20 protein-coding genes are annotated in these 22960 nt (G+C 40.9%); 8 read left to right on the forward strand and 12 right to left on the reverse strand.

Features of this window, described 5'->3' with window-relative positions; all coding sequences use genetic code 11:
- Positions 1-328: 328 nt before the first annotated feature.
- Complete coding sequence (locus HHA43_RS11500; RefSeq protein ID WP_168419317.1) at positions 329-2041, reverse strand: AAA family ATPase; 1713 nt, start codon at positions 2039-2041, stop codon at positions 329-331.
- Between the two features lie 89 nt (positions 2042-2130).
- Complete coding sequence (locus HHA43_RS11505; RefSeq protein WP_168542638.1) at positions 2131-4134, reverse strand: hypothetical protein; 2004 nt, start codon at positions 4132-4134, stop codon at positions 2131-2133.
- A 454-nt stretch (positions 4135-4588) separates the two neighbouring features.
- Between HHA43_RS11505 and mdh the strand changes: the two genes are divergently transcribed.
- Together mdh and HHA43_RS11515 are read left to right on the forward strand one after the other, a co-directional pair.
- Positions 4589-5761 (forward strand): iron-dependent methanol dehydrogenase, encoded by a 1173-nt coding sequence (gene mdh, locus HHA43_RS11510; RefSeq protein ID WP_168542640.1) that lies wholly within the window; start codon positions 4589-4591, stop codon positions 5759-5761.
- A gap of 276 nt (positions 5762-6037) precedes the next feature.
- Positions 6038-7015 carry an alpha/beta hydrolase gene (locus HHA43_RS11515; protein WP_171525592.1) on the forward strand — a complete coding sequence of 326 codons (978 nt, stop codon included), beginning with the start codon at positions 6038-6040 and terminating at the stop codon, positions 7013-7015.
- Positions 7016-7062: 47 nt separating this feature from the next.
- Here the strand turns inward: HHA43_RS11515 and HHA43_RS11520 are convergent, their stop codons facing one another.
- The gene (locus tag HHA43_RS11520; RefSeq protein WP_168526427.1) at positions 7063-8244 is read right to left on the reverse strand and encodes a transcriptional regulator; all 1182 of its coding nucleotides are present in this window, start codon (positions 8242-8244) and stop codon (positions 7063-7065) included.
- Between the two features lie 244 nt (positions 8245-8488).
- On the opposite strand from HHA43_RS11520, the gene HHA43_RS11525 reads away from it, so the two are divergent.
- Positions 8489-10000 carry an aldehyde dehydrogenase family protein gene (locus HHA43_RS11525; RefSeq protein ID WP_005177426.1) on the forward strand — a complete coding sequence of 504 codons (1512 nt, stop codon included), beginning with the start codon at positions 8489-8491 and terminating at the stop codon, positions 9998-10000.
- Between the two features lie 176 nt (positions 10001-10176).
- Here the strand turns inward: HHA43_RS11525 and HHA43_RS11530 are convergent, their stop codons facing one another.
- The 4 genes from HHA43_RS11530 to tkt form a co-directional block, all read right to left on the reverse strand.
- Positions 10177-10761, reverse strand: a complete 585-nt coding sequence (locus HHA43_RS11530) for a YceI family protein (protein WP_168419311.1) — start codon at positions 10759-10761, stop codon at positions 10177-10179.
- Positions 10762-10898: 137 nt separating this feature from the next.
- The gene (locus HHA43_RS11535) at positions 10899-11387 is read right to left on the reverse strand and encodes a GNAT family N-acetyltransferase (RefSeq protein WP_168542642.1); all 489 of its coding nucleotides are present in this window, start codon (positions 11385-11387) and stop codon (positions 10899-10901) included.
- Positions 11388-11559: 172 nt separating this feature from the next.
- The gene (locus HHA43_RS11540) at positions 11560-11775 is read right to left on the reverse strand and encodes a hypothetical protein (protein WP_004976879.1); all 216 of its coding nucleotides are present in this window, start codon (positions 11773-11775) and stop codon (positions 11560-11562) included.
- A gap of 153 nt (positions 11776-11928) precedes the next feature.
- A complete protein-coding gene (gene tkt, locus HHA43_RS11545) occupies positions 11929-13917 on the reverse strand; it encodes a transketolase (RefSeq protein WP_168542644.1) in 1989 nt (662 codons plus the stop codon).
- A 779-nt stretch (positions 13918-14696) separates the two neighbouring features.
- Between tkt and metK the strand changes: the two genes are divergently transcribed.
- Complete coding sequence (gene metK / locus HHA43_RS11550) at positions 14697-15863, forward strand: methionine adenosyltransferase (RefSeq protein ID WP_104851871.1); 1167 nt, start codon at positions 14697-14699, stop codon at positions 15861-15863.
- Positions 15864-16015: 152 nt separating this feature from the next.
- The gene (locus HHA43_RS11555) at positions 16016-16327 is read left to right on the forward strand and encodes a monooxygenase (RefSeq protein WP_168526433.1); all 312 of its coding nucleotides are present in this window, start codon (positions 16016-16018) and stop codon (positions 16325-16327) included.
- A 172-nt stretch (positions 16328-16499) separates the two neighbouring features.
- Here the strand turns inward: HHA43_RS11555 and HHA43_RS11560 are convergent, their stop codons facing one another.
- Positions 16500-16730: a hypothetical protein gene (locus HHA43_RS11560; RefSeq protein WP_413784395.1), complete on the reverse strand. Its 231-nt coding sequence runs from the start codon at positions 16728-16730 to the stop codon at positions 16500-16502.
- Between the two features lie 327 nt (positions 16731-17057).
- Here HHA43_RS11560 and HHA43_RS11565 point away from each other — a divergent pair, with 327 nt between their 5' ends.
- Complete coding sequence (locus HHA43_RS11565; RefSeq protein ID WP_104851869.1) at positions 17058-17249, forward strand: hypothetical protein; 192 nt, start codon at positions 17058-17060, stop codon at positions 17247-17249.
- A 16-nt stretch (positions 17250-17265) separates the two neighbouring features.
- Here the strand turns inward: HHA43_RS11565 and HHA43_RS11570 are convergent, their stop codons facing one another.
- The 3 genes from HHA43_RS11570 to HHA43_RS11580 form a co-directional block, all read right to left on the reverse strand.
- A complete protein-coding gene (locus tag HHA43_RS11570; protein ID WP_168419306.1) occupies positions 17266-17907 on the reverse strand; it encodes a LysE family transporter in 642 nt (213 codons plus the stop codon).
- A 150-nt stretch (positions 17908-18057) separates the two neighbouring features.
- Positions 18058-18630, reverse strand: a complete 573-nt coding sequence (locus tag HHA43_RS11575; RefSeq protein WP_167845952.1) for an FxsA family protein — start codon at positions 18628-18630, stop codon at positions 18058-18060.
- 158 nt (positions 18631-18788) lie between these two features.
- Entirely contained in the window at positions 18789-19064 is a 276-nt protein-coding gene (locus HHA43_RS11580; protein WP_323126722.1) for a YkvA family protein, read from the reverse strand.
- 311 nt (positions 19065-19375) lie between these two features.
- On the opposite strand from HHA43_RS11580, the gene ruvC reads away from it, so the two are divergent.
- Positions 19376-19921, forward strand: coding sequence for a crossover junction endodeoxyribonuclease RuvC (ruvC, locus tag HHA43_RS11585; RefSeq protein ID WP_168461588.1), 546 nt, complete (start codon positions 19376-19378; stop codon positions 19919-19921).
- A 24-nt stretch (positions 19922-19945) separates the two neighbouring features.
- Here ruvC and HHA43_RS11590 read toward each other — a convergent pair whose 3' ends face one another.
- Positions 19946-21466: an NAD(P)H-hydrate dehydratase gene (locus HHA43_RS11590; RefSeq protein ID WP_168542646.1), complete on the reverse strand. Its 1521-nt coding sequence runs from the start codon at positions 21464-21466 to the stop codon at positions 19946-19948.
- A gap of 22 nt (positions 21467-21488) precedes the next feature.
- On the opposite strand from HHA43_RS11590, the gene queG reads away from it, so the two are divergent.
- Positions 21489-22589, forward strand: a complete 1101-nt coding sequence (gene queG, locus HHA43_RS11595; protein WP_168542648.1) for a tRNA epoxyqueuosine(34) reductase QueG — start codon at positions 21489-21491, stop codon at positions 22587-22589.
- Positions 22590-22960: the final 371 nt, after the last annotated feature.

Genomic DNA, 22960 nt, shown 5'->3' on the forward strand with positions numbered 1-22960 from the left:
CCACTTACCCAAGTTACGCCTTAAATTTGGCTCAATTAGGGGCGCTTTGCATTTCAAATCTTTGTGCAACAAAGCCGTGATGAATGCGTGTTAATTTCACAAAGTCATGCCTAGGTTAAGGGATTGGATAATCAATAGATATGGATGCTAATATACCAAGACACTCACCTAAAATACAAAAGATAATCATTTAAATCTCTAATAAATACCCACCTTGCCACTACTGAATCGACATAGACAAAATGAGCACTTATGCAAATATTTGTCTATATTTTTAGTTATAGTTAATTACTCCGCAAAAGCCTGTGGTCTTTACAGGCATCCTCAACTACTGAATAAACAACAGTGCCAAGCGCACTTGGTCATAGCCCATTCTCGGACTGGTGGCTTCAACTATAGGACGCAACTTAATTGCCCCGTCATCGCTAAAATGATCTGCATTTTGGCGCTTCATTAAACGCTTATAAATTTTACGCACTTCTTCCACTACTTCTTCACCCGGATGTGCCACGGAAATATCCAGATTTTGTTCTTTTTGCAACCGTGCTAAATGGTTAATGATGGTTGCAGGTGTTAAGCCACGCTCTACCGCAATATCTTGAATATCATAACCTTCTTCAAATAAAGCGCGGGTTTCATCCAACGTGGCGGTTGCATAATTGGTTTTACCACCTTTGGCAATTTTCTTTTCATTACGCAAAATCTCGGTTTCGTTCAATGTGCCACCACAATGACGAATAAATGCATTATGTTGCGGAGTTAAATCCATCAGTTCGTAGTGTATTTCGGCTTCTTCAGACAATTCCTGAAAACGCCGGTCAGCCTTAATGGCTAAACTGTCCAATTCCAATGCTTGGCTGTTAAAACCCAATAAGCGCAAACCACTTAAAGATTTTAAACGTGACAAGGCCACATAACCCTGCCCTTTTTCAAAAGTATGGCTTAAATTAATTTCTGCAGCTTCTAAGGTCATACCTTGTGACTTGTGGATGGTAATGGCCCACGCTAAACGCAGCGGAATTTGCTGAAAACTGGCAATGGTTTTACCAGCATCATTATCTACCGACCATGTTTCAGGCTCAACCAACAAGACGGTGCCATCGGTCAGTTTCACTTTAGGCAAAATGCCATGATCATCATCTTCTTCAAAGCCAATCACTTCGCCCAAACTGCCGTTAATGTAGCCCATATCAAAGTTGTTTTTAACAAACATCACTTTGGCATGTTTTTTCAGATTTAAAATTTCAGGTGCACGTACTGATGATTTCAGGGTTTCAATCAGTTTTTCATTGCCATCACAAACGGCATCAAACTGCTTGCTCTCAGTTTCAATTTCATTCAGATGTTTAAAGTTGATGTTGTCTACATCCATATTATGGGTATATAGACGGGTGAACGTATCTCCAATATCTTGCTGACGAGTTTGTTCCAAAGCCTGAATATGTGCTTGTTCAATATTCTGCGCCCGAATTGCATTTAAAATATCATTTAAATAGTCATCGCCCTGACGGTGTTGTTCGGTCAAATAACACACACGGAACTTGGCTTCTACCCACGCGTCCGACATAAAACAGAATTTATCTCGGTTGCGCTCATCATTTTTCCCTACAGGCGGTAACTGGAAAAAATCTCCCGCAACAATCACCTGAATGCCGCCAAAGGCTTCATCGCTATCTTTAAAATATTTTAAAACCTGATTGACTAAATTCAGTTGCTTGGCATGCAACATCGAAATTTCATCAATAATCAACACTTGCGCATTTTCTAAATGTTCTTTGAGATATTTGCGCTCTTTCATATTTTTTAGGTCTGCATCGGACAAAAAATCTTTAATACCAATGCCTGCCCATGTGTGAATGGTCATGCCATTCATGTGCGTTGCAGCAATACCTGTAGATGCAGTGATGGCTACAGGTACTTTTCGTGCTTTTAAATAATTGATGTATTGATTCAGGGTATAGGTTTTACCCGCACCAGCAGAGCCTGTTAAAAAGACATTTTCGCCTGCTTTTAAAAGTTTAAGTGCAGTTTCCTGTTTCATAAGACCTATACCATTGCTGAACGGCTATAGCCTAACGAGTTTTTGCCCAAAAGTTAAGGCTCAAGTCTGCGAATACGACAACTGTTGTCTTATGCTTTAGCTTGCAATTGTGGATTCAGCCATGCAATAAACTGCTCTGCAATGGTCACCAGTAACTGTTCCGCTTTTTGATTATTCGGATATTCCAACTGATCAAATTCAAGTTGCCCCTGCCGAAAATGACAGCCCAGAGTCAATTGCTGCGCATAATGTGGTGACGCCATGTGAAAAGCCACATATTGCCCTTCACTCATTAGCTTAGCGTAGCTAAGTGCCAAACAGTGTTTAAAGTTTTGTGATTCTTCAATAATACGGTCTAAATGAATCATTTCCTCAAAGCACCAGCCTGAAAATTTTAGCGTTGGCATAGGGCTTTTGGCCTGCCATGCACTGCACTGAATTTCCTTTTTTAATTTGGCCATCAGTTCTGCTTTGTAGACCTGTTGATGCCAACGCACCGCCTGATGAAATAACCCCAACCAACTCAGACTCTTAGGAATATGTGTATGCGCTGCAAAATATTCCAGTAAATAGTCACGTACATAACTGTCAAACACTGAAACTCGCGTATGCTGCGCCCGTAAATAAAAACGCTGCCGAAAATCATCAGGTTGAAGTTGATAACGCTGCAACACCGTATAAAAATCACGCTGCTGCTGACTCTCGGGCTGAATATAGTCCAACAAGGCAGGCGGTAAATCCTGTGTGATTTGCTGCAAATAAGTCATATAACTTTGCATAACACGACTCAAACGTCTAAAAACATGCTTCACCAAATGCTCATCTTGCTGCGCCACTGTTTTTAGCAAACTCATCCATTCATCCAAATACAAAATGGAAGGACTAATCGCAACACGTGGATCATCTACAGATTGCTTTTCACCATGTGGCATTAGACTGACATTATGTGCATGCGCAAACCATGCCTGCTGTGTCGCATACACATTACAGCTTTGAATAAACATACGCGCCGCAGAATATTGAAAATATTGCAATGTCGCTAAAATAATACGTGGATGTGCCTGACTACAATCGACAAAACTGAGCGCAGTCACTGCGACCCGCACACTGGTATGCTGCATATTTAAACTGAGCCAATCCAACACTTGTGCAGACTGTTTAAACAGCCAGTTCACCGCTCGTGGATAATCAAATAACGGCAGTTTGGCAACCTTCTTTTGCCAAATTAAAGGACAGGATTTTAAGAAATGCGGTTTTGCCAATGCATCGGAACGCTGCCACACTTCTCGATGCATTAAGCGGGCAAAACCCAGTAAATGACCATGTTCTTCGGCATGCCGATACAACAACTGAATATCATCCTGATGGTCAATTAAATCCTGCAAATTAAAACGCTCAGGAAAGGACACCGCCAAAATACGATACATGGCTTTAGGCAAAAACTGTGCTGCACTAAAACTAAAATCATCATAACTGTGCATTAAGGCTTGCACAGGCAAAAAGGTATCACCCTCAATAAATTCTAAAGCACATAATGTTGATAAAGCAGTCAAAGTTTCCGCAGGAATGACCGCACCGTGTTGCACAGCAGCAGTAAAAACAGCATGTTGGGCATAATCAGACTGTATCAAGGCTTGATCTAAAATCTGAGCCTGTACACCATCTAAATGCAGTAGCAATTGTTGAACACGTGCAGCACCATCCCCCCATATATAGGCTTGCTGCATAATCAGATGTCGTAATTGCTGCGCCTGATTACGCAAAAATAAGGAGTGTTGTGGCTTTAAATCGCCCGTATGAAACTGTAAATCATGCAGAAAAAAATCTTCAAACGCTTCTTGATGCTGCCCCGCAAACTCAAACTGCGCCTGAATTAAACTGGTGTTAGATTTAGGCGGATAAAATTCGAGGCTAAATAGACCGTTTAGCAATTCAACCCGATGCTGCAAAGGATCAATACGGAACATATTTTGCGCAGTGAGATGCCCAACTAGCTCCATTTGATCTTGATATATTTCTGCGGCCACACTGGAAATACGTACCAATTGCTGTGCAACGGCATGCAATTGGCTATGCTGGCGACTTGGCTGCATACACACTCCTCATGCTTAAGTACGGTCTATCTAAGTTGCATCTTATTTTTATTTAATTGCAGCGACTAGACCAAACTCGTGATTAATCCCTGTTTTTTGTTTTATTTTCCATTTTCATAAAGCGCTTGATGCTTGAATTTTCCTTCAACCTGCCTATTCGTCAACTTCCACTAGACTGGTTTTATGCACAGTATCTACACATAAAACCACATATACAAACCACTATAAACAAGATTTCTGGCCTTGCCTATAGCTTTTATAAAGCTTCAGATGAAATATAACTCCTTTAAAACCCCATAAATTACAATAGATTAATTTGCACTATTTCCTCACAAAATAGGGTTGGTTTTTGGTAGGTAGGATTTGCATACAAAGCATTGAATACTCAAATCACGGTTCAATACCGCGATAACAACATATTATTCCAATACCCAATGCAAGAAGGAATCTGAGCATGGCTTTTAAAAATATTGCAGATCAAACCAACGGTTTTTATATTCCTTGCGTGTCACTATTTGGCCCTGGTTGTGCCAAAGAAATTGGCGTTAAGGCACAAAATTTGGGCGCTAAAAAAGCCCTGATTGTGACAGACGAAGGACTGTTTAAATTTGGCGTGGCCGATACTATCGCTGGCTACTTAACCGAAGCAGGTGTTGCCAGCCATATCTTTGCTGGTGCAGAGCCAAACCCAACCGATATTAATGTCCATAACGGTGTCGATGCCTACAATGCCAACAACTGCGACTTCATTGTGTCTTTAGGCGGTGGCTCTTCGCATGACTGTGCTAAAGGTATTGGCTTGGTCACTGCAGGAGGTGGACATATTCGTGATTATGAAGGCATAGATAAAAGTACCGTGCCAATGACCCCGCTGATTGCCATTAACACCACAGCGGGAACAGCTTCAGAAATGACCCGTTTCTGTATTATTACCAACACCGACACCCACGTAAAAATGGCCATTGTCGATTGGCGCTGTACCCCACTCATCGCCATTGATGACCCTAAACTTATGATTGCCAAACCTGCGGGCTTAACCGCTGCCACAGGTATGGATGCCTTGACGCATGCGGTAGAAGCCTACGTTTCAACTGCGGCCAACCCGATTACCGATGCCTGTGCGGAAAAAGCTATTCGTATGATTAGTCAATGGCTGAGTCCTGCAGTGGCAAATGGTGAAAATATTGAAGCACGTGATGCCATGAGCTATGCGCAGTACTTGGCCGGTATGGCATTCAATAATGCATCATTGGGCTATGTACATGCGATGGCGCATCAATTGGGTGGTTTTTATAACTTGCCACACGGTGTCTGTAATGCAATTTTACTGCCGCATGTTTGTGAATTTAACCTGATTGCCTGCCCTGAACGCTATGCAGAGATTGCAGAGTTGATGGGTGTAAATACAGATGGTTTAACCACCGCAGAGGCTGCTTATGCCGCAATTGATGCAATCCGTGAATTATCGAGTTCTATTGGTATTCCAACAGGTTTGGCAGAGCTGGGCGTTAAAGAAGATGATTTGGCGATTATGGCTGAAAATGCACAAAAAGATGCCTGCATGCTGACTAACCCACGTAAAGCCAACCATGCGCAAGTGGTCGAAATTTTCAAAGCTGCTATGTAAATATCGCTACACGGCTGAGTGAATCTACATTTGCTCGGCCTCTCCCATCCTCTAATCAATTGTCTTTTTCTCATTTTGTTTCTTGTTTTAATTTTTAACTTCCCTTTGCAGAACCATGTCACGTGTGTTCTGCTTTTTTTGATCTATGCTGCGCAAATAGACATTTATACACAATCTACAAAATATCTAAATGTTGATGCTTTTCATAATTCAGTTTGACAAATGCACACAGCTCATCAAGGATATAGACAAAATAAAATTGATGATGAGCGCCTTATGCCACTTCGTAAAAAACAAAAAGCTGCCCCTAGCTACCATCCTGATATTTTAGGTCCTGATTATCAACAAATGACGTTGGACTTCCCCGCCGATTATGAAGGTAAAGTGATTGCTACCTTAGTACGCAAAAAGGCCGAACAAGAAACCCGTAAAGCTGTGCTCTATATTCATGGTTTTATTGATTATTTTTTTCAAACTGAAATGGCAGAACAGTTTAATCAACATGGTTATGACTTTTATGCGCTCGATTTACGGAAATATGGCCGCTCACATTTGTCACACCAGCACTGGTATAACGTGCGTAACCTATCTGAATATGATGCAGAAATTTCGGCTGCACTTGAGCAAATAGCGGCCGAACAGCATGATTCCGTTATTTTATGTGGTCACTCTACAGGTGGATTAATCACCACACTCTATGTGGCACATCATCCAAATCATCCTCTGATTCGCGGCCTATGGTGTAACAGCCCTTTTTATGATTTCAATATGACCGAAATTGAGAAAAAAGCTGGCGTACCACGCTTAAGCCAACTCGGGAAGTTATTTCCAGATTTGAAGTTTCCAAGCCGGCTAAATCCATTTTATGTACCCAGTCTACACAAGCAATATCATGGTGAATGGTTATTTAATTTAGAATGGAAAAAGCCACGCTATCCTAAAGTGCGATTAAGTTTTGTACGTGCAATTCATGAAGCGCAAAAAGAAATACATGCCAGTGTGCATTTGGGTGTACCAACCTTAATTATGCATGCGAGTCAAAGTAGTTATCCACGCCAATGGAATGAGATTGCGCAACGCACTGACGTAATTTTAGATGTTGCAGATATGCAAAAATATGGGCATCACATGCATGGTGATATTCAGCTTTGCCAAATTGAAAATGGCATGCATGATTTGGTGCTTTCTGCGCCCGAAGTCCGTGCGGAAGTATATCAGTCCTTGTTTGACTGGTTAAACCGCAAAGGGCTATAAAAACTAAAGGACAGTGAAATGAAAGCCTAAATGACTTGAGTCGTCCTTTAGGCTTGGTATTTTAATAAAATTTGATGTGCAGGATGATGCTTTGGCATCAATTCAATTAAACGCTCCACCGCGTCAATCGCTTCAGGGCTGCGTGCCAAATGTTTTAGCAATGCATCGGTATCTTGTGCATTAAAAATGGCTTCACTCAGGCGAGATTCTAAGCAATCTCGCCATGCACATAAAAATGGACTTTCAGTTTTCGCCAAAAATACCCCTGCACACGTTTGCAAGGCTGACTGCACATAACCTGCATCTAAAGCCTGCTCGGCTTGTAAAAAATCGGCTTCTATATGCGCTAAAACTCGGTAAGGACGCGAACCAAGCATCCCGCCTAGAATATCACGTAATTGTGACATTTCAGCTTTTAGCGTCCCCATACTAACTTTACGCTCACCATATAGGGCTTGGTGTAAAGTATCTAAACTCATGCCTTGTGGGCAAAGTGCCAAAATCACCAATATTTCAATTTGACGCGGTGTCATCACCACCACTTTGCCATTAAATAACACCTGTGGCACGCGAAACGCGCGAATATAAAGCTGCTGTTTTTGCTGTTCAAGTAGTGCATTTTGAATCAAAGAAGCACAGCGTTCTGCTGCCAACAAACCCAAACTGTTATGGTTTTTCCAAGTAGTCGATAAATCAATTACGCCCAACACTTGTTTGGAATGAGGGTCTAAAATAGGCGCTGCATAACAAACCCAGTCATGTAAGGATGACATATAGTGTTCACTGGAAAACACACAGCTGGCTTGCTGAGTTTTGAGTGACAAAGCCAAAGCATTCGTACCCACCAACTCTTCACGCCACTGCCCACCTTCTACAAAATGCACCTGTTCCGCCACATTACGCATTTGCGCGCTCGCAGCAGTCCAAATAATCGTAGTGCCCACATCGCCCACGGCTGCCACCATGTCGGACTGCTGCGCGATATGTCTTAAATCCTCTGCACAGTTTTGCACAGCACGTTGTAAAGCCGAACCGCCTTGCGGATGCGATAAACGAGAATTTAACGGGGCTGCCAGCCGATCAACAGGAATTTCCGCAATTTGAGAGCGTTGCCAAGAATTTAAAATACTCTGCTGAATTTGCTGCGCATGTAGCGGCGACAAACTACTGCTTTGTCTAAACTGTTCAATATGCTGTCTTTTTTCCAATAGGTCTTGTTTTTTCATCATGACTGATTCTCACAATCCTGTGGGCATTACATCCAATGTACTGCTTGTTTTTGTAAGGATTTGTTTGTTGCTTGTAAACCTGCAACTTTCCAACCTTTTTCCAACCTTATATTGGTATGCTAAACAAATAGCGTACCAAAGTACCTTATACCTTAGCCGTAAATTTAAACTGATTTTAGACATAGGATTATTCTAAACGGTAAAGAGACGGCAGATTATAAAAAACCATCAAAGGAAGTGAATTATGCGTTACGTAGATCCCAATCAACCCGGTTCAAAAGTTCAATTTAAAGCACAATACGAAAACTTTATTGGTGGCGAGTGGGTAGCACCAGTCAAAGGTGAATACTTTGAAAATATCTCTCCTGTAGATGGCAAAGTATTTACCAAAGTCCCACGCTCATCTGCAGAAGATATTGAACTGGCTTTAGATGCTGCACACAAAGCCAAAGCTCAATGGAACAGTTCATCTCCAACTACTCGTTCTAATATTCTGTTAAAAATTGCAGATCGTTTAGAACAAAATCTAGAATTACTGGCGGTTGCCGAAACATGGGATAACGGTAAACCTGTACGTGAAACATTAGCAGCCGATATTCCCTTAGCGATTGACCATTTCCGCTACTTCGCAGGCTGTATCCGTGCGCAGGAAGGTGGAATTTCTGAAATTGATGAAGATACCATTGCCTACCACTTCCACGAGCCTTTGGGCGTGGTTGGACAAATTATTCCATGGAACTTCCCTATTTTAATGGCGACATGGAAACTTGCACCTGCATTGGCTGCGGGTAACTGTATTGTACTTAAACCTGCAGAACAAACGCCTGCCAGTATTTTAGTTTTGGTTGAACTCATTCAAGATTTATTGCCTGCAGGCGTATTAAACGTAGTCAATGGGTATGGCGTAGAAGTTGGTCGTCCATTGGCAACCAATCCACGTATTGCCAAAATAGCATTCACAGGTTCAACACAAGTTGGCCAGTTGATCATGCAATATGCCACTGAAAATATTATTCCAGTGACCTTGGAACTTGGTGGTAAATCTCCAAATATTTTCTTTGAAGATATTATGGCGCAAGATGACGACTACTTAGATAAAGCCCTTGAAGGTTTTGCTATGTTTGCGCTGAATCAGGGTGAAATTTGTACTTGTCCATCACGTGCACTCGTACAGGAAAGTATTGCTGACCGTTTCCTTGAAAAAGCCATTGAACGCGTTAAACGCATTAAAACAGGTCACCCGCTTGATACTGAAACTATGATTGGTGCGCAGGCTTCACAAGAACAACAAGATAAAATCTTAGGTTGTATCGCCACAGGCCGTGCAGAAGGTGCACAAGTTTTAACAGGTGGTGGTGAACGTCAGGAAGTGGGTAGCGGTTTCTATATTGAACCGACCATTTTCAAAGGCACCAATGATATGAAAATTTTCCAAGAAGAAATTTTCGGCCCTGTGCTTTCTGTCACTACATTTAAAGACTTCGATGAAGCTATTAAAATTGCCAACGATACCATTTACGGTTTAGGTGCTGGGGTTTGGTCACGTTCTGCGCATACCTCTTACCGTGCAGGCCGTGCAATTCAGGCAGGTCGTGTCTGGACCAATTGCTATCACATTTACCCTGCACACGCTGCCTTCGGTGGTTATAAAAAGTCAGGTATTGGCCGTGAAAACCACAAGATGATGTTAGAGCATTATCAACAAACCAAAAACTTGTTGGTGAGCTATTCAACTAAACCTGCGGGCTTCTTCTAAGTCTTGTTAAGTTTAAAAAGCTAAAGCTCCTATCTAAAAATGCGAACTTCGGTTCGCATTTTTATTTCATCCATTTCAATATTAGACTCAAAATCTGCCACACATATAAATACATCTAAAATACAGACACAAAAAAAAGCACCATATCAATGGTGCTTTTATCACATCATATCTGCTTATTTTTTTGCAGCTACAGATGCTTCAGTGGTGATGTTTACAGTAATTTTATCACCTACGTTTGGTACATAGCTTGCAATACCAAATGCAGAACGGTTGAATGAAGTTGTTGCATTAAAGCCAACAGTCGCCGCCTGAGTCATTGGGTGTGGACCTTGCTTGTTCAATACGGCATCAAGTACTACCGGTTTAGTCACACCTTTTACAGTTAAATCACCAGTGATTTTAAAGTTTTTCTTGTCTTGAGTTTCAACTTTAGTACTTTTGAAAGTAATTGTTGGGTATTTTGCTGCATCAAACCAGTCTGCTGCCATTAAATGCTCATCTAAAGCTTTAACGTTAGTGTTAATGCTGCTTAATGGAATAGTTACGTTAACAGATGAGTTTGCAGGTTTTTTCTCATCAATATTGATTGTACCTTGAATGTTTGAGAAGTTACCTGATGGTGTAGAAAAACCGAAGTGATCCCAAGTAAATACAGTTGCAGTATGGGTTGGGTCAATTTGATAAGCTACTGGTTTTGCGATAGTCATTGTTGCTGCAGAAGCGATAGCCAAACCTAATGCAATTGATTTCATGTTCATGTTGTTGATCTCCAAAAGAGTGAATTCGTTTTCAATGATGTTTAGTTTATAGATTTTTGATGCAAATACACGTGTAAAGATAAAACGTTATGTTGCATGACTGAAACGATAAATTTGTAAAAATATGCTTGCTCGTTTTACATAGCGACTGTAGGACTTCGATATTGAATAAAACCTGTTCTTTTTGCGACACGATCATACAATTGCCGAGCCTGTAAATTATCTTCATGGGTCAGCCAATACACCCGATCACATTCACGCTGTTGCGCTGTGTGATAAACCTGCGCTATGAGCAACCTTGCAATCCCTATCCCTCTATAATCAGGCAAGGTAAATAAATCTTGTAAATAGGCATAAGGCTTGAGTGTCCAGCAACTGTCATGTTCAATCACATGCACAATTGCGACAACTTTAGTTTGAGATACGGCAGCAAAGCCATAAATATATGGTCGTTGAGGATCGGTCAGTTTTGACCAAGTCAGTCGTGTCACTTCATTACTGAGTTGCACCCGATAAAATAACTGATAGCCTTGCCAAAGTGCTTGCCATTGCTCAAACTGAATTTCGCTTAACGGCACAATATCTATTTTTTGACTTAGTTGATGCCGTACTTGGGTTGTCTGCATGCTTGGATATTGCCTAATTGTTATATCTTGAAATGATTGATGATTCACATTGAATATTATGCTTAGGCTATTTTATACACTATTTTTACAGCAATAAAAAAGCTTTACCCTACGCATAGAATAAAGCTGATCTCTAACAATTCACGATTTTTACCATTAAAAGGCAAATCAATTAAAGCTTTTCAATCAAAATACGATCAACCTGCTTTAAGCCTGATTGCTTTTCATGGTTTTTACGGCGGATTTTGATTTGCTGATCCTCAGCTAAATCCTGTAATAACAACTCCACCGCAACCATTGCTTCAAGTGGTAAATCTTGTCCAATCCACTTTTGTTCACCCGCATCCATTAAAGTGACTTCATCATTAATTTGCTCGTACAAACTCATTTCTCATCTCACTCAATTACACAGAGGTCTATTCACAAACCTGACTTACACTTGCAACATCTGCAGGCAACACTAAACAAGCGGCCAAACAAATATGCAAAAATAAAAGACGTCCCTTTGCAGGAACGCCTTTAAAAACACTTAATTAAAAAATTAAGCAGTTAATTCTTTTACCGCAGCTACAACCGCTTCAGTGGTAATACCAAAGTGTTGATACAACTCTTTTGCTGGTGCAGATTCGCCATAGGTTGTCATACCAATGACTTTGCCATCTAGACCAACAAACTTCCACCAGTAGTCTACATGCGCTGCTTCAACCGCAACACGTGCACGAATATGTGATGGCAATACTGCTTCACGATATGCCGCATCTTGTTTCACAAATTCTTCAGCACATGGCATAGACACAACACGTACACCTTCAAGCTGTGCGTATGCTTCCATTGCCAAAGATACTTCAGAACCTGTTGCAATAATAATTGCTTTAAGTTCCCCTTTTTCTTCAGCCAACACATAACCACCTTTTGCCACGTTCTCAATTTGTGCTTGAGTACGGGTTTGGAATGGTAAGTTTTGACGTGAGAAAATTAAAGCAGTTGGGCCTTCGCTACGCAACAATGCAGATTTCCAAGAAATGGCAGCTTCTACAGTGTCAGCAGGACGCCATGTATTTAAGTTTGGCGTACCACGTAAAGATGCAATTTGTTCAACAGGTTGGTGTGTTGGACCATCTTCACCCAAACCAATTGAGTCGTGAGTATACACATGAATTACGCGTTGCTTCATCAATGCAGACATACGTACTGCATTACGTGCGTATTCCATAAACATTAAGAAAGTTGCCACGTATGGAATAAAGCCGCCGTGAAGAGCCACACCATTTGCAATAGCAGTCATACCAAACTCACGTACACCGTAATGCACATAGTTGCCTGCTGCATTGTCCTGAACGCCTTGGCACCCTTTCCAAAGAGTTAGGTTTGAACCTGCCAAGTCTGCAGAACCACCCAACAATTCAGGCAATAATGGACCAAATGCCTGTAAAGTATTTTGGCTGGCTTTACGGGTTGCAATCGTTTCTGCTTTAGCATTGGTTTCTGCAATAAATGCATCTGCTTGCGCAACAAATTCTGCTGGCAATTCACCGCTTAAACGACGTTTAAGTTCAGCAGCTTCAGCTGGATATTTTGCTGCATAAGCCTCAAAAGTCGTATTCCATGCTGCTTCTGATTCTGCACCTTTGGTTTTCGCATCCCAAGCGGCATATACATCTTCAGGAATCACAAACGCTTCATCTGTCCAGCCTAATGCTTCACGAGTCAATGCAATTTCGTCATGACCTAATGGCGCACCGTGACAGTCTTCTTTACCTTGTTTGTTTGGCGAACCTAAACCAATCACTGTTTTACAAATAATAATGGTTGGTTTTTGCGTTTCTGCTTTTGCTTCAACTGTTGCCGCACGAATTGCATCTGCATCGTGACCATCAACTTTTAGTACTTGCCAGCCATAAGACAAGAAGCGCTGTTCTGTATCATCAGAGAACCAGCCTTCTACTTCACCATCAATAGAAATGCCGTTGTCATCATAATAAACAACCAGTTTGCCTAAACCTAAAGTACCTGCCAATGAACATGCTTCGTGTGAAACACCTTCCATTAAACAGCCATCACCCAAGAAACAGTAAGTGAAATGGTCTACAACTTGAATATCTTCTTTATTAAATTGTGCTGCCAAAGTTTTTTCAGCCAAGGCAAAACCTACGGCATTGGCAATACCCTGACCCAAAGGACCAGTGGTGGTTTCAATCCCTGGTGCATAGCCCAATTCTGGGTGACCTGGAGTTTTTGAATGTAACTGACGGAACGCTTTTAAATCTTCAATCGAAAGATCATAACCTGTTAAATGTAACAACGCATATTGCAACATTGAACCATGACCATTAGACAGTACAAAACGGTCGCGGTTTGCCCATTGTGGATTAGTTGGGTTGTGATTCAAGAATTCACGCCACACCACATCGGCAATATCTGCCATCCCCATCGGAGCACCTGGATGTCCTGAATTTGCTTTTTGCACAGCATCCATTGCCAATACACGAATTGCGTTTGCAATACGACGTTCGTTAAGCGGGGTCGTCATAGGTCAGAGTCCACAAAAAATCGTTAAACAGAAGAAGATGAATAGAATTCAAAACAGCCGCTATTCTCTCAAAAAAACGCCTGAGGGGTAAAGCCTATGCAACAATATTTCCGCATTAATTCCCATTCAGCGTACTTTTCGTGCAGATTCAGGGCAGTTTCAGCATTTGTTTTAAGAGAAATGAGGCCAACCATTCAACAAAGCAAGTTTTAAGCCGCAGCTTTACAGATTTTAAAACATAGATATTTCAGTTTATAGAATTTCGCATGAACGAAGAGCAAGTTTGATGCCCGACTCACACTTTAGATAAAATTCATCTCGTTTAACTCCATGCATTATCCAATTTTGACCTGACTAAATGCTGAAATAACAGACAAGTTTAACCCCACCCTGAATTTTATTCACTTTTCACACAATAAATTGAATCACAGCCATCCTTCAAAACTTTATAATAGCTTTTAAAAATGCAGAATCATGCAGATAAACTCAATTCAACGTCTTTAAAACATCAATATAAGATATTGTTTTTAAATACAATTCAATATTTAAAAATAAAATGTTTCTTAGTTTAAAATTATGACGGCATGCTTTAGCCAACATGAATATTTTTGAGTCAAAATATAGTCATACCGATACTTTATCTATTTTTTAGCAAAAGATATGCGATAAAAAGTCATTGAATTGAAATAAATTCAGCCATTTTAGTCGTAATGCGCTAGTCCTAAAGTCTAACTCGATGTAACATATTGCGTCTTTTGAATTTAACTGTGATAGGACTTATGCGCGAGTACGCTGTATTTACCTCGGAATCTGTAAGCGAAGGCCATCCAGATAAAATGGCTGACCAAATCAGTGATGCCATTTTGGATGCAATCTTAAAAGAAGACCCTTATGCGCGGGTTGCTTGTGAAACGCTTGTAAAAACGGGTGCGGTTGTACTGGCAGGAGAAATCACAACAACTGCAAATGTTGATTTTGAAGCCATTGTTCGTCAAACCGTAAACGGTATTGGTTATCATCATTCAGATCTTGGCTTTGATGGTTCTACCTGTGCGGTCATTAATATGATTGGTAAACAATCACCTGAAATTGCGCAAGGTGTAGACCGCCAAAAACCTGAAGATCAGGGTGCGGGTGACCAAGGTTTGATGTTTGGTTATGCCAGCCGTGAAACTGATGTATTAATGCCTGCCCCAATTTCTTACGCACACCGCTTAATGGAAAAGCAAGCTGAATTACGTCGCAGTGGTGCTTTACCTTGGTTACGCCCAGATGCAAAAAGTCAGGTAACTTTTGCGTATGAAAATGGTGTGCCTGTACGTTTGGACGCAGTAGTTTTATCTACTCAGCATGATCCTGAAATTTCTCAAATTCAGCTCAAAGAAGCTGTGATTGAAGAAATTGTGAAAAAAGTGATTCCTGCCGAAATGTTCCATGCAGACACTAAATTTCACATCAACCCAACGGGGATGTTTGTAATTGGTGGCCCTGTAGGTGACTGTGGTTTAACTGGCCGTAAAATTATTGTAGATACTTACGGTGGTATGGCGCGTCACGGTGGTGGTGCTTTCTCGGGTAAAGACCCATCTAAAGTTGACCGTTCAGCTGCTTATGCAGGTCGTTATGTTGCAAAAAATATTGTTGCAGCAGGCTTGGCAGACAAATGTGAAATTCAAGTGTCTTATGCAATTGGTGTTGCTGAACCAACTTCAATTTCAATTAACACTTTTAACACTGCAAAAGTAGCAGATGAATTGATTATTGCTTTGGTACGTGAACACTTTGACTTACGTCCTTACGGCATTACCAATATGCTCAATCTGTTACAACCAATGTATAAGCAAACTGCAGCCTATGGTCACTTTGGTCGCCAAGGTTCAGACACTGCATTTACATGGGAAAAAACTGACAAAGTTGAAGCATTAAAAGCTTCTGCAGGTTTATAAAAGTTCTGATTCAAACAGATTTCAAAAGCTCACTTCGGTGGGCTTTTTTAATGCACCATAAAACAAACAATATTTATGACGTGAATCTCAATATATAAAATACGAATATGTTATAGTCCTAATATCGCTTAAAAATAATTTAGGAGCTACGCATGGCTGTTATTCTTCAAGTCGACTTCCCTTCTCAAGGCCCATTTGGCGAAAGCATGAGCCAAGCATACAAAGAACTTGCTGAAAGTATTAACCTTGAAGCTGGCATGATTTGGAAAATCTGGACAGAGAACAGCCAGACGCAAGAAGCTGGTGGCATCTACTTATTTGATAATACTGCCAATGCAGAGCAATATTTAAAAATGCACACCGCCCGTTTAGAAAGTTTTGGCGTACAAAACATTCGTGGCAAGATTTTTGAAGTCAATGCTGCCCTGTCTGCCATTAACCAAGCTAGTTTTTTGAACTCTTAACAGCTTTATAATGCTTTGATTAAGATTAAAAATACAAGCAGAAAAATCACCTAAAATCCTGAATGATAGCTTCATTCAGGATTTTTAAATTTAGCACCTTAAATATGACTAGATATAGGCTAAGTTTGAGCAGAAAATCTTAGATTAAGTTAAGTTTAGAATTATATTCAGCCTACTGTGTACGAATCACATCAAGTACTGTTTGCTGTACAGGCACCTCTTGATGATCTTGCAAATACACATGCACGACTTTAAACACAATAGCTGCAGCTAAACATGCCAAAACACAGAATAACCAAAAACCATAAGGACTACGAATATTGTGAGATCCACAAGAAGTACATTCTTTTTCTGATGATTCCACAACACGATTGCAACATGCGCAACGATACTGATGATACAGCATAGGTATTCTCCTACTTCACTGTAATTCTTGTTTTTATTGTTACACCATCTACCCTGATGAAGTGTAATTTTGCTTAAGCATCTGTGACACTTTGTAGCTTGTCTAAGATACTTGCTCAGCAACCTTGCCAAGCATTTCAATCAGCATGCCAAAGTTAGAAAAAATGCGCAAATAGTATTTTTGAATAAATTTCTGGATTTCCCATCTGAATTTTATATGCCATGTTAAAATATTGAACTGCGTAAAACTCAAGATCACAGCTCAAATTTAGCTTGCTAAACGTGGGTTTTATCAATCTTTTTAATCACACGGAATAGAATCAAGATGGTGCAATTGATTAAAAAAGGCGGTTTACGTGAACGTGCCAACCGTAGCCGAAAATATCAGGGCTCAGAAAACACAGAAGCGACTTTAAGTAGCAATCGCAACTATCCACCCGATCATTTAGTTAAAACAGAAGCTGAAGTTGAACAAATCGTCAAAAAACCATCAGACCCAATTAACTCAACTCACTAAGGTTCATATCTATATTTTAGATTGAAAACATACGCAGTGCATCAAGCCATAACCACAGCGCAAATAATAAAAATAATGCGCCCGATGCCATATCAATATAACTGCCCGAACGCTGATACAACTTTTTCATTTTGGGTGTGGAAAGCAGCAACATAAATAAAGTAAATGTCACAAAGGTCTGAATAGGAATAATGACCGCTAATTGGGCTTTTAAAGAACCCGTTGCAGATGAACTCAACGCCAAAGCAAAGACACTGCTGAAGTAAATTAAGGTCTTAGGATTAGATAAATTGGTGAACAAACCCAATAAAAAGTAGTTTTTTGCCGCAGGGATTTGAACATTCGTATCATCAAACTGTTTGCTTTGCTGCCAACTCCGCCAACCACCTGACAGCATACCCCAACCCATTTTGGCAAGAAATAAACCACCAATGAGCATCAGTACTTGTTGTATCCATGGAAATTGTTGTACCAAGACCGTGAAACCGAGCAAGGTCAGCACTACCCACACGACAATTCCCGTCGAAATACCTACAATAATGTGTAAAGTATTACGGCGTGTATTGGTTGCTGCACTTTTAGCAATGAGTAGCACATCTGGACCAGGACTGAGCTGCGCAACAAAATGCAGTGCACAAATGGTCAATAACAATGACATAGATACATCAGAAAGAACTTAAAGCGTGATTATAGCTTGCCTAATCAGGCTATAGACGCTGCTTTAAATATTTCACGTTAATTATCATCCAAAATGCGCATAAAAAAACCGAATCAGCTCGATTCGGTTTTATAGAAAGCACAATCAATATTACTTAGGTTGATTGACATCTTTCATTTCAATTTTTTTAGCATCAGGGGTAATTTCACGTGCTTCACCATCAATGATACTAGAGTCACGACCACCCTGTTGATTTTGCATATCTTGCATTTGGCGCATTAAATCTGCAAATGGGTTTTGACCTGCACCGCCCATGCCATTCATATCGCCCATCATGCCACCCATCATTTGATTCATCATCGCTTGCTGACGCTTCATCATGGCTTTCATCATTGCGGCTTTAAATGCATTTTGAACGGCAGGAATCATCACCAACAATGCCAGAACATCACTGATCAAACCTGGAATCATCAATAAAAAACCCGCAAAGATTTTAGGTAAATTATTGCTAAGTGCAGGGTCGGCACTCATCTGCCCCATTTGCATTTGCTGCATTTGTGGCATCACACCAGCAGAATATTTACGAATCAAGTTCAAGCCAATCACAAATGCGGCAATAAACCAAAAGAACACGTACCACATGCTCCCTACTAGGTCACCCACACCAATCCAGACGAAGACTTCAAGAACTAAGCCAATTAGAACAATAAGAAATAATTTCATGAAAATTAATCTAATCTCAATTAAATAAATAAAATGCAGAAACCAAGTGCTTCATCGGGATCAAGCTTTTTTGATTCACTTTTCTTTCAATATGGGCAGTATTGTATTTTTAAAGGTCTAGCCTGTCATTAATATTTTCATCATCACCCAATTACAACCTATATGGTTGGGCGATATAGATAAATATAAGCCAGATACGCCAACCCTAACCACACAATAATAAAAACCAATGCTGCGATATAACTGCTTGGTTTTTGACTCATTGCATCGGCTTGCAGACGACAGCGCTGCATCACTTCTGTGGATACCAAACGCAATACCAACATGATGCCCAAGGGCACTAAAATCAGATCATCCAAATAACCAAAAACAGGAATAAAATCTGGAATTAAATCGATGGGTGAAATGGCATAAGCGGCAACCAATAAGGCCACCAATTTAGCAAGGAATGGTGTTTCAGGATCACGTGCTGCAAACCAAACTGCATAGACATCTCGTTTAATTTGCTTAGCCTACTGTTTTAGCTGGTCAATCCATCTGGCCATAGCTTGCCTCTTTTTAACATCATATTTTGAGTATAGAGCTCAATACTTAAAATAAAATGAAGTCTAACTTCGAAAATATGACAGAGATATACTCCAATTGTTTAAACATCAGCACATTGACTGAATGTTTTTAAATTACTCCACACAAAAGAATTTTAAACTCCTATAATTCAGCATGATGTAATTTTTTAAGGCTTGGCATGTCACTTATTATTGGAATCGACCCTGGTTCTCGGCTTACTGGCTACGGCATTATTGAACGTGATGGTGCTAAATTGCGTTTTGTAGACGCAGGAACCATTCGCACCGAAAGCAGTGAAATGCCTGAGCGCTTAAAACGAATTTTTGCAGGCATTGAGCGAATTGTAAAATTTCATGGCCCTACAGAAGCTGCGGTTGAGCAAGTGTTTATGGCTCAAAACCCTGACTCTGCCCTGAAATTAGGGCAAGCGCGTGGTGCTGCCATTGCCGCTTTGGTGAATTTAGATTTACAAGTTGCGGAATATACTGCGCGCCAAATTAAACAGTCGGTTGTTGGCTATGGCGCTGCCGATAAAGAACAAGTACAAATGATGGTCATGAAATTGCTCGACTTGTCTATTAAACCGCAACAAGACGCTGCCGATGCTTTAGCTGCAGCTATTTGCCATGCGCATGCTTCGGGCAGCATGACTAAATTAGCCGTACTGAATGCCTTAGGGGGTATGGCACGTGGTCGTAGTCGCTCAAGCTCTAGACGTCGTTAAATAAATAGCTTCATCTTAAATATTTTACTGATTCACGACCTGATAAATGGCTTGGTTCATGTGTTGAGCCTGTAAGCCACGCATGCCTTGTTGGGCAAGAACATCTCCCGCTAAGGCATGTAACATGACAATTTCATGTAATTGAATTTGATTGTGAAACTGAGCTTTTAAACTGGCGATCATTCCTGCCAAGACATCCCCCATTCCCCCTGTACCCATGCCTGGGTTGCCTGCGGTACAAATCCACAGTGCAGTTGCTTCTGCTGCTGTAGGCGCAGTTTGCAAGGTCAAACTGCCCGAACCTTTTAACACCCATTCTCCTGCATAGCGTTGCTGTAATTGCTGAATCGCAGCAATACGGTCGGCTTCAATTTGGGCAACCGTAGTACCAAGCAAAGTTGCCGCCTCGCCCGAATGTGGTGTTGCATAGCTATTGAGTTTGAGCTGAGCTGGACTATTTGAAGCCTGTGCATGTTGGGCTAAGAACCACAATGCATCGGCATCATAAACCACCTCAACATCTGACTGATTTAAAGCCGTAAACCAATTTGTATAATGTTGCTCCGCCCAAGCATCCCGACCAAGTCCCATGCCTAAACTTACGGCATCCACCTGTGAAATTAATTGCTGAATCTCTGCCTTAGACAGTGCATCAATATCACGCAGCATTAAATTTGGCGCTCGGCTTAAAATCGCAACATGATGTTTAGCATGACACACCACAGTCACTTTGCCCGCACCTGCATTTGATGCGGCCTCTGCTGCCATCATCACAGCACCGCCCATTTGCGCGTGCCCACCTACAATCAGCACATGCCCATAAATGCCTTTATGCCCAAAAGCTTGTCTTGCGGGTAATTTAATTTGTTGTGGTGTGAGCTGTGCCAAAGCTTTGAGTTCTGCATCTAAAGGAATCAAGTCCAGTACATCTACCTGTCCTGTATATTCCTGCGCTTGCCCTGTAAATAAGCCTACCTTTAAACCCAAGGCCGTAAAGGTGTAATCCGCTTGAATTGCGCATGGCATCGGCTGACCTGTATTGGCATTTAAACCGCTTGGAATATCTACCGCAATTTTTAAAGCTTGTTGTTGATTGATCGTGTGAATAATCGACTGCCATTCATCATTTAAAGGACGATCTAAACCAATACCAAATAACGCATCTATATAGCAGTCATATTTTTTTTGAAATGCAAAACCCTGAATAATATTCACTTCTGCCGCTTCAGCTTCTAAAAAAGCCTGATGTAAATCTGTCGATGTACCGCGTGTTGCTGCATAAATATCGACCTGAAAACCTGCTTGTTGTAAATATTTTGCAGTTAAGTAGCCATCACCAGCGTTATTACCCTGCCCACAGCACACAGCAACTGTTTGAATTGGAAAAGTCTGGGCAGCAAAAATTTTGCGAAGTTGTAAATGTAGTGTCCATGCCACTTGCTGCATTAAACCATAGGAACTGTTTTGACGGGCAAACCAGCGTTTCTCCCACGCTTGAATACTTTGGCTATGATAAACAGGGCTATGGTACACTTGCTGCGGCATTTTTCTTCCCTTCTGTTTTGTTATGGCAACATCCACCACTTCAGCACATATTTCACTATATCAAGATGATCCAACTGCCCTGAAAGAGTGGATTAAAGCTCAAGCTTTGGCGCTTGGTTTTGCTGATTGTGTCATTGCCAAACCAGATGCTCAAGCAGAATTAGCCCGTTTTCAGGAATATTTAAACCGTGGCTATCATGGTGATATGAAGTTTTTGGAAGAAAATTTAGAAAAACGAGCCAACCCAGCATTATTAGTGCCAAATACCAAAAGCATTATTTGCGTGCGTATGAATTATTTGGTGGAAAGACCACAACCACGCCACATTCCAGATGCCCCTAATTCGGCAATTATCGCCCGTTATGCGCGCGGTCGTGATTATCACAAAGTGATGCGTGGTCGCCTTAAAACTCTTGCAACACGTATCCGTGAAAAAGTTGGTGAGTTTGAATCACGCCCCTTTGCCGACTCTGCACCCATTTTTGAAAAGTCACTTGCAGAAAGTGCAGGCATGGGTTGGACAGGCAAACACACCTTACTTATTCATAAAAAATCTGGGTCGTTTTTTGTATTGGGCGAACTGTTTACTTCACTAGATTTGCCTTTTGATACACCTGCAACATCGCATTGCGGTTCTTGCACAGCCTGCATTGACATTTGCCCAACACAGGCCCTTGTTGAGCCTTATATGTTAGATGCACGTAAATGTATTGCGTATTTGACCATTGAATATCAAGGGGTAATTCCTGAAGATTTACGCCGTGGCATTGGCAATCGGGTATTTGGTTGTGATGATTGCCAACTGATTTGCCCGTGGAACAGCTTTGCCCAAGTCACCACGGTTGATGATTTTCAGCCTCGGCATGCGCTAGATCAGATCAGCCTGCTAGATTTATGGCAATGGGATGAAGCCACCTTTTTAGCCAAAACGGAAGGCAGTCCATTGCGTCGTACTGGCTATCAGAGCTTTATGCGCAATATTGCCATTGGACTTGGAAATGCCCCATTTTCTGCACAAATTTTGCAAACTTTGCAACAAACACGATTACAGCATGATGAGATTGTGCAAATCCATATTGACTGGGCCATTCAGGAACAAGAGTTAAAACAGCCTAAAAAATAAACAATTTTCACCTAACAAAAACGGTAGCGTTTGGACTGCAGGTTCTTTGCCAGTTTCGTGCATTATCTGAATTTTAGTTGCCATTTCATCACAAAATAAAAATGGCCAGAATTTAATTTTGCTGCGAAATAGCCATAAAAATGCTTAAGTTTGCAACTAAAATGAGTTTGTTGTTTTACTTGGCGCAAGATAAATATTTGCGACCAAATTGAGAGATTATGCCTTTCTGATTTCCACAGTTTGTGTATGATACAGACTATAAATAATAGGGATGATGGACTTTTACTTATGTCAGTACGTAATGATTGGACCCGAGAAGAAATTCAGCAGTTATATGAACAGCCTTTTCTAGATTTGGTCTTTGAAGCACA

It is taken from the genome of Acinetobacter sp. A2, assembly GCF_012371325.1.
GTDB lineage: Bacteria > Pseudomonadota > Gammaproteobacteria > Pseudomonadales > Moraxellaceae > Acinetobacter.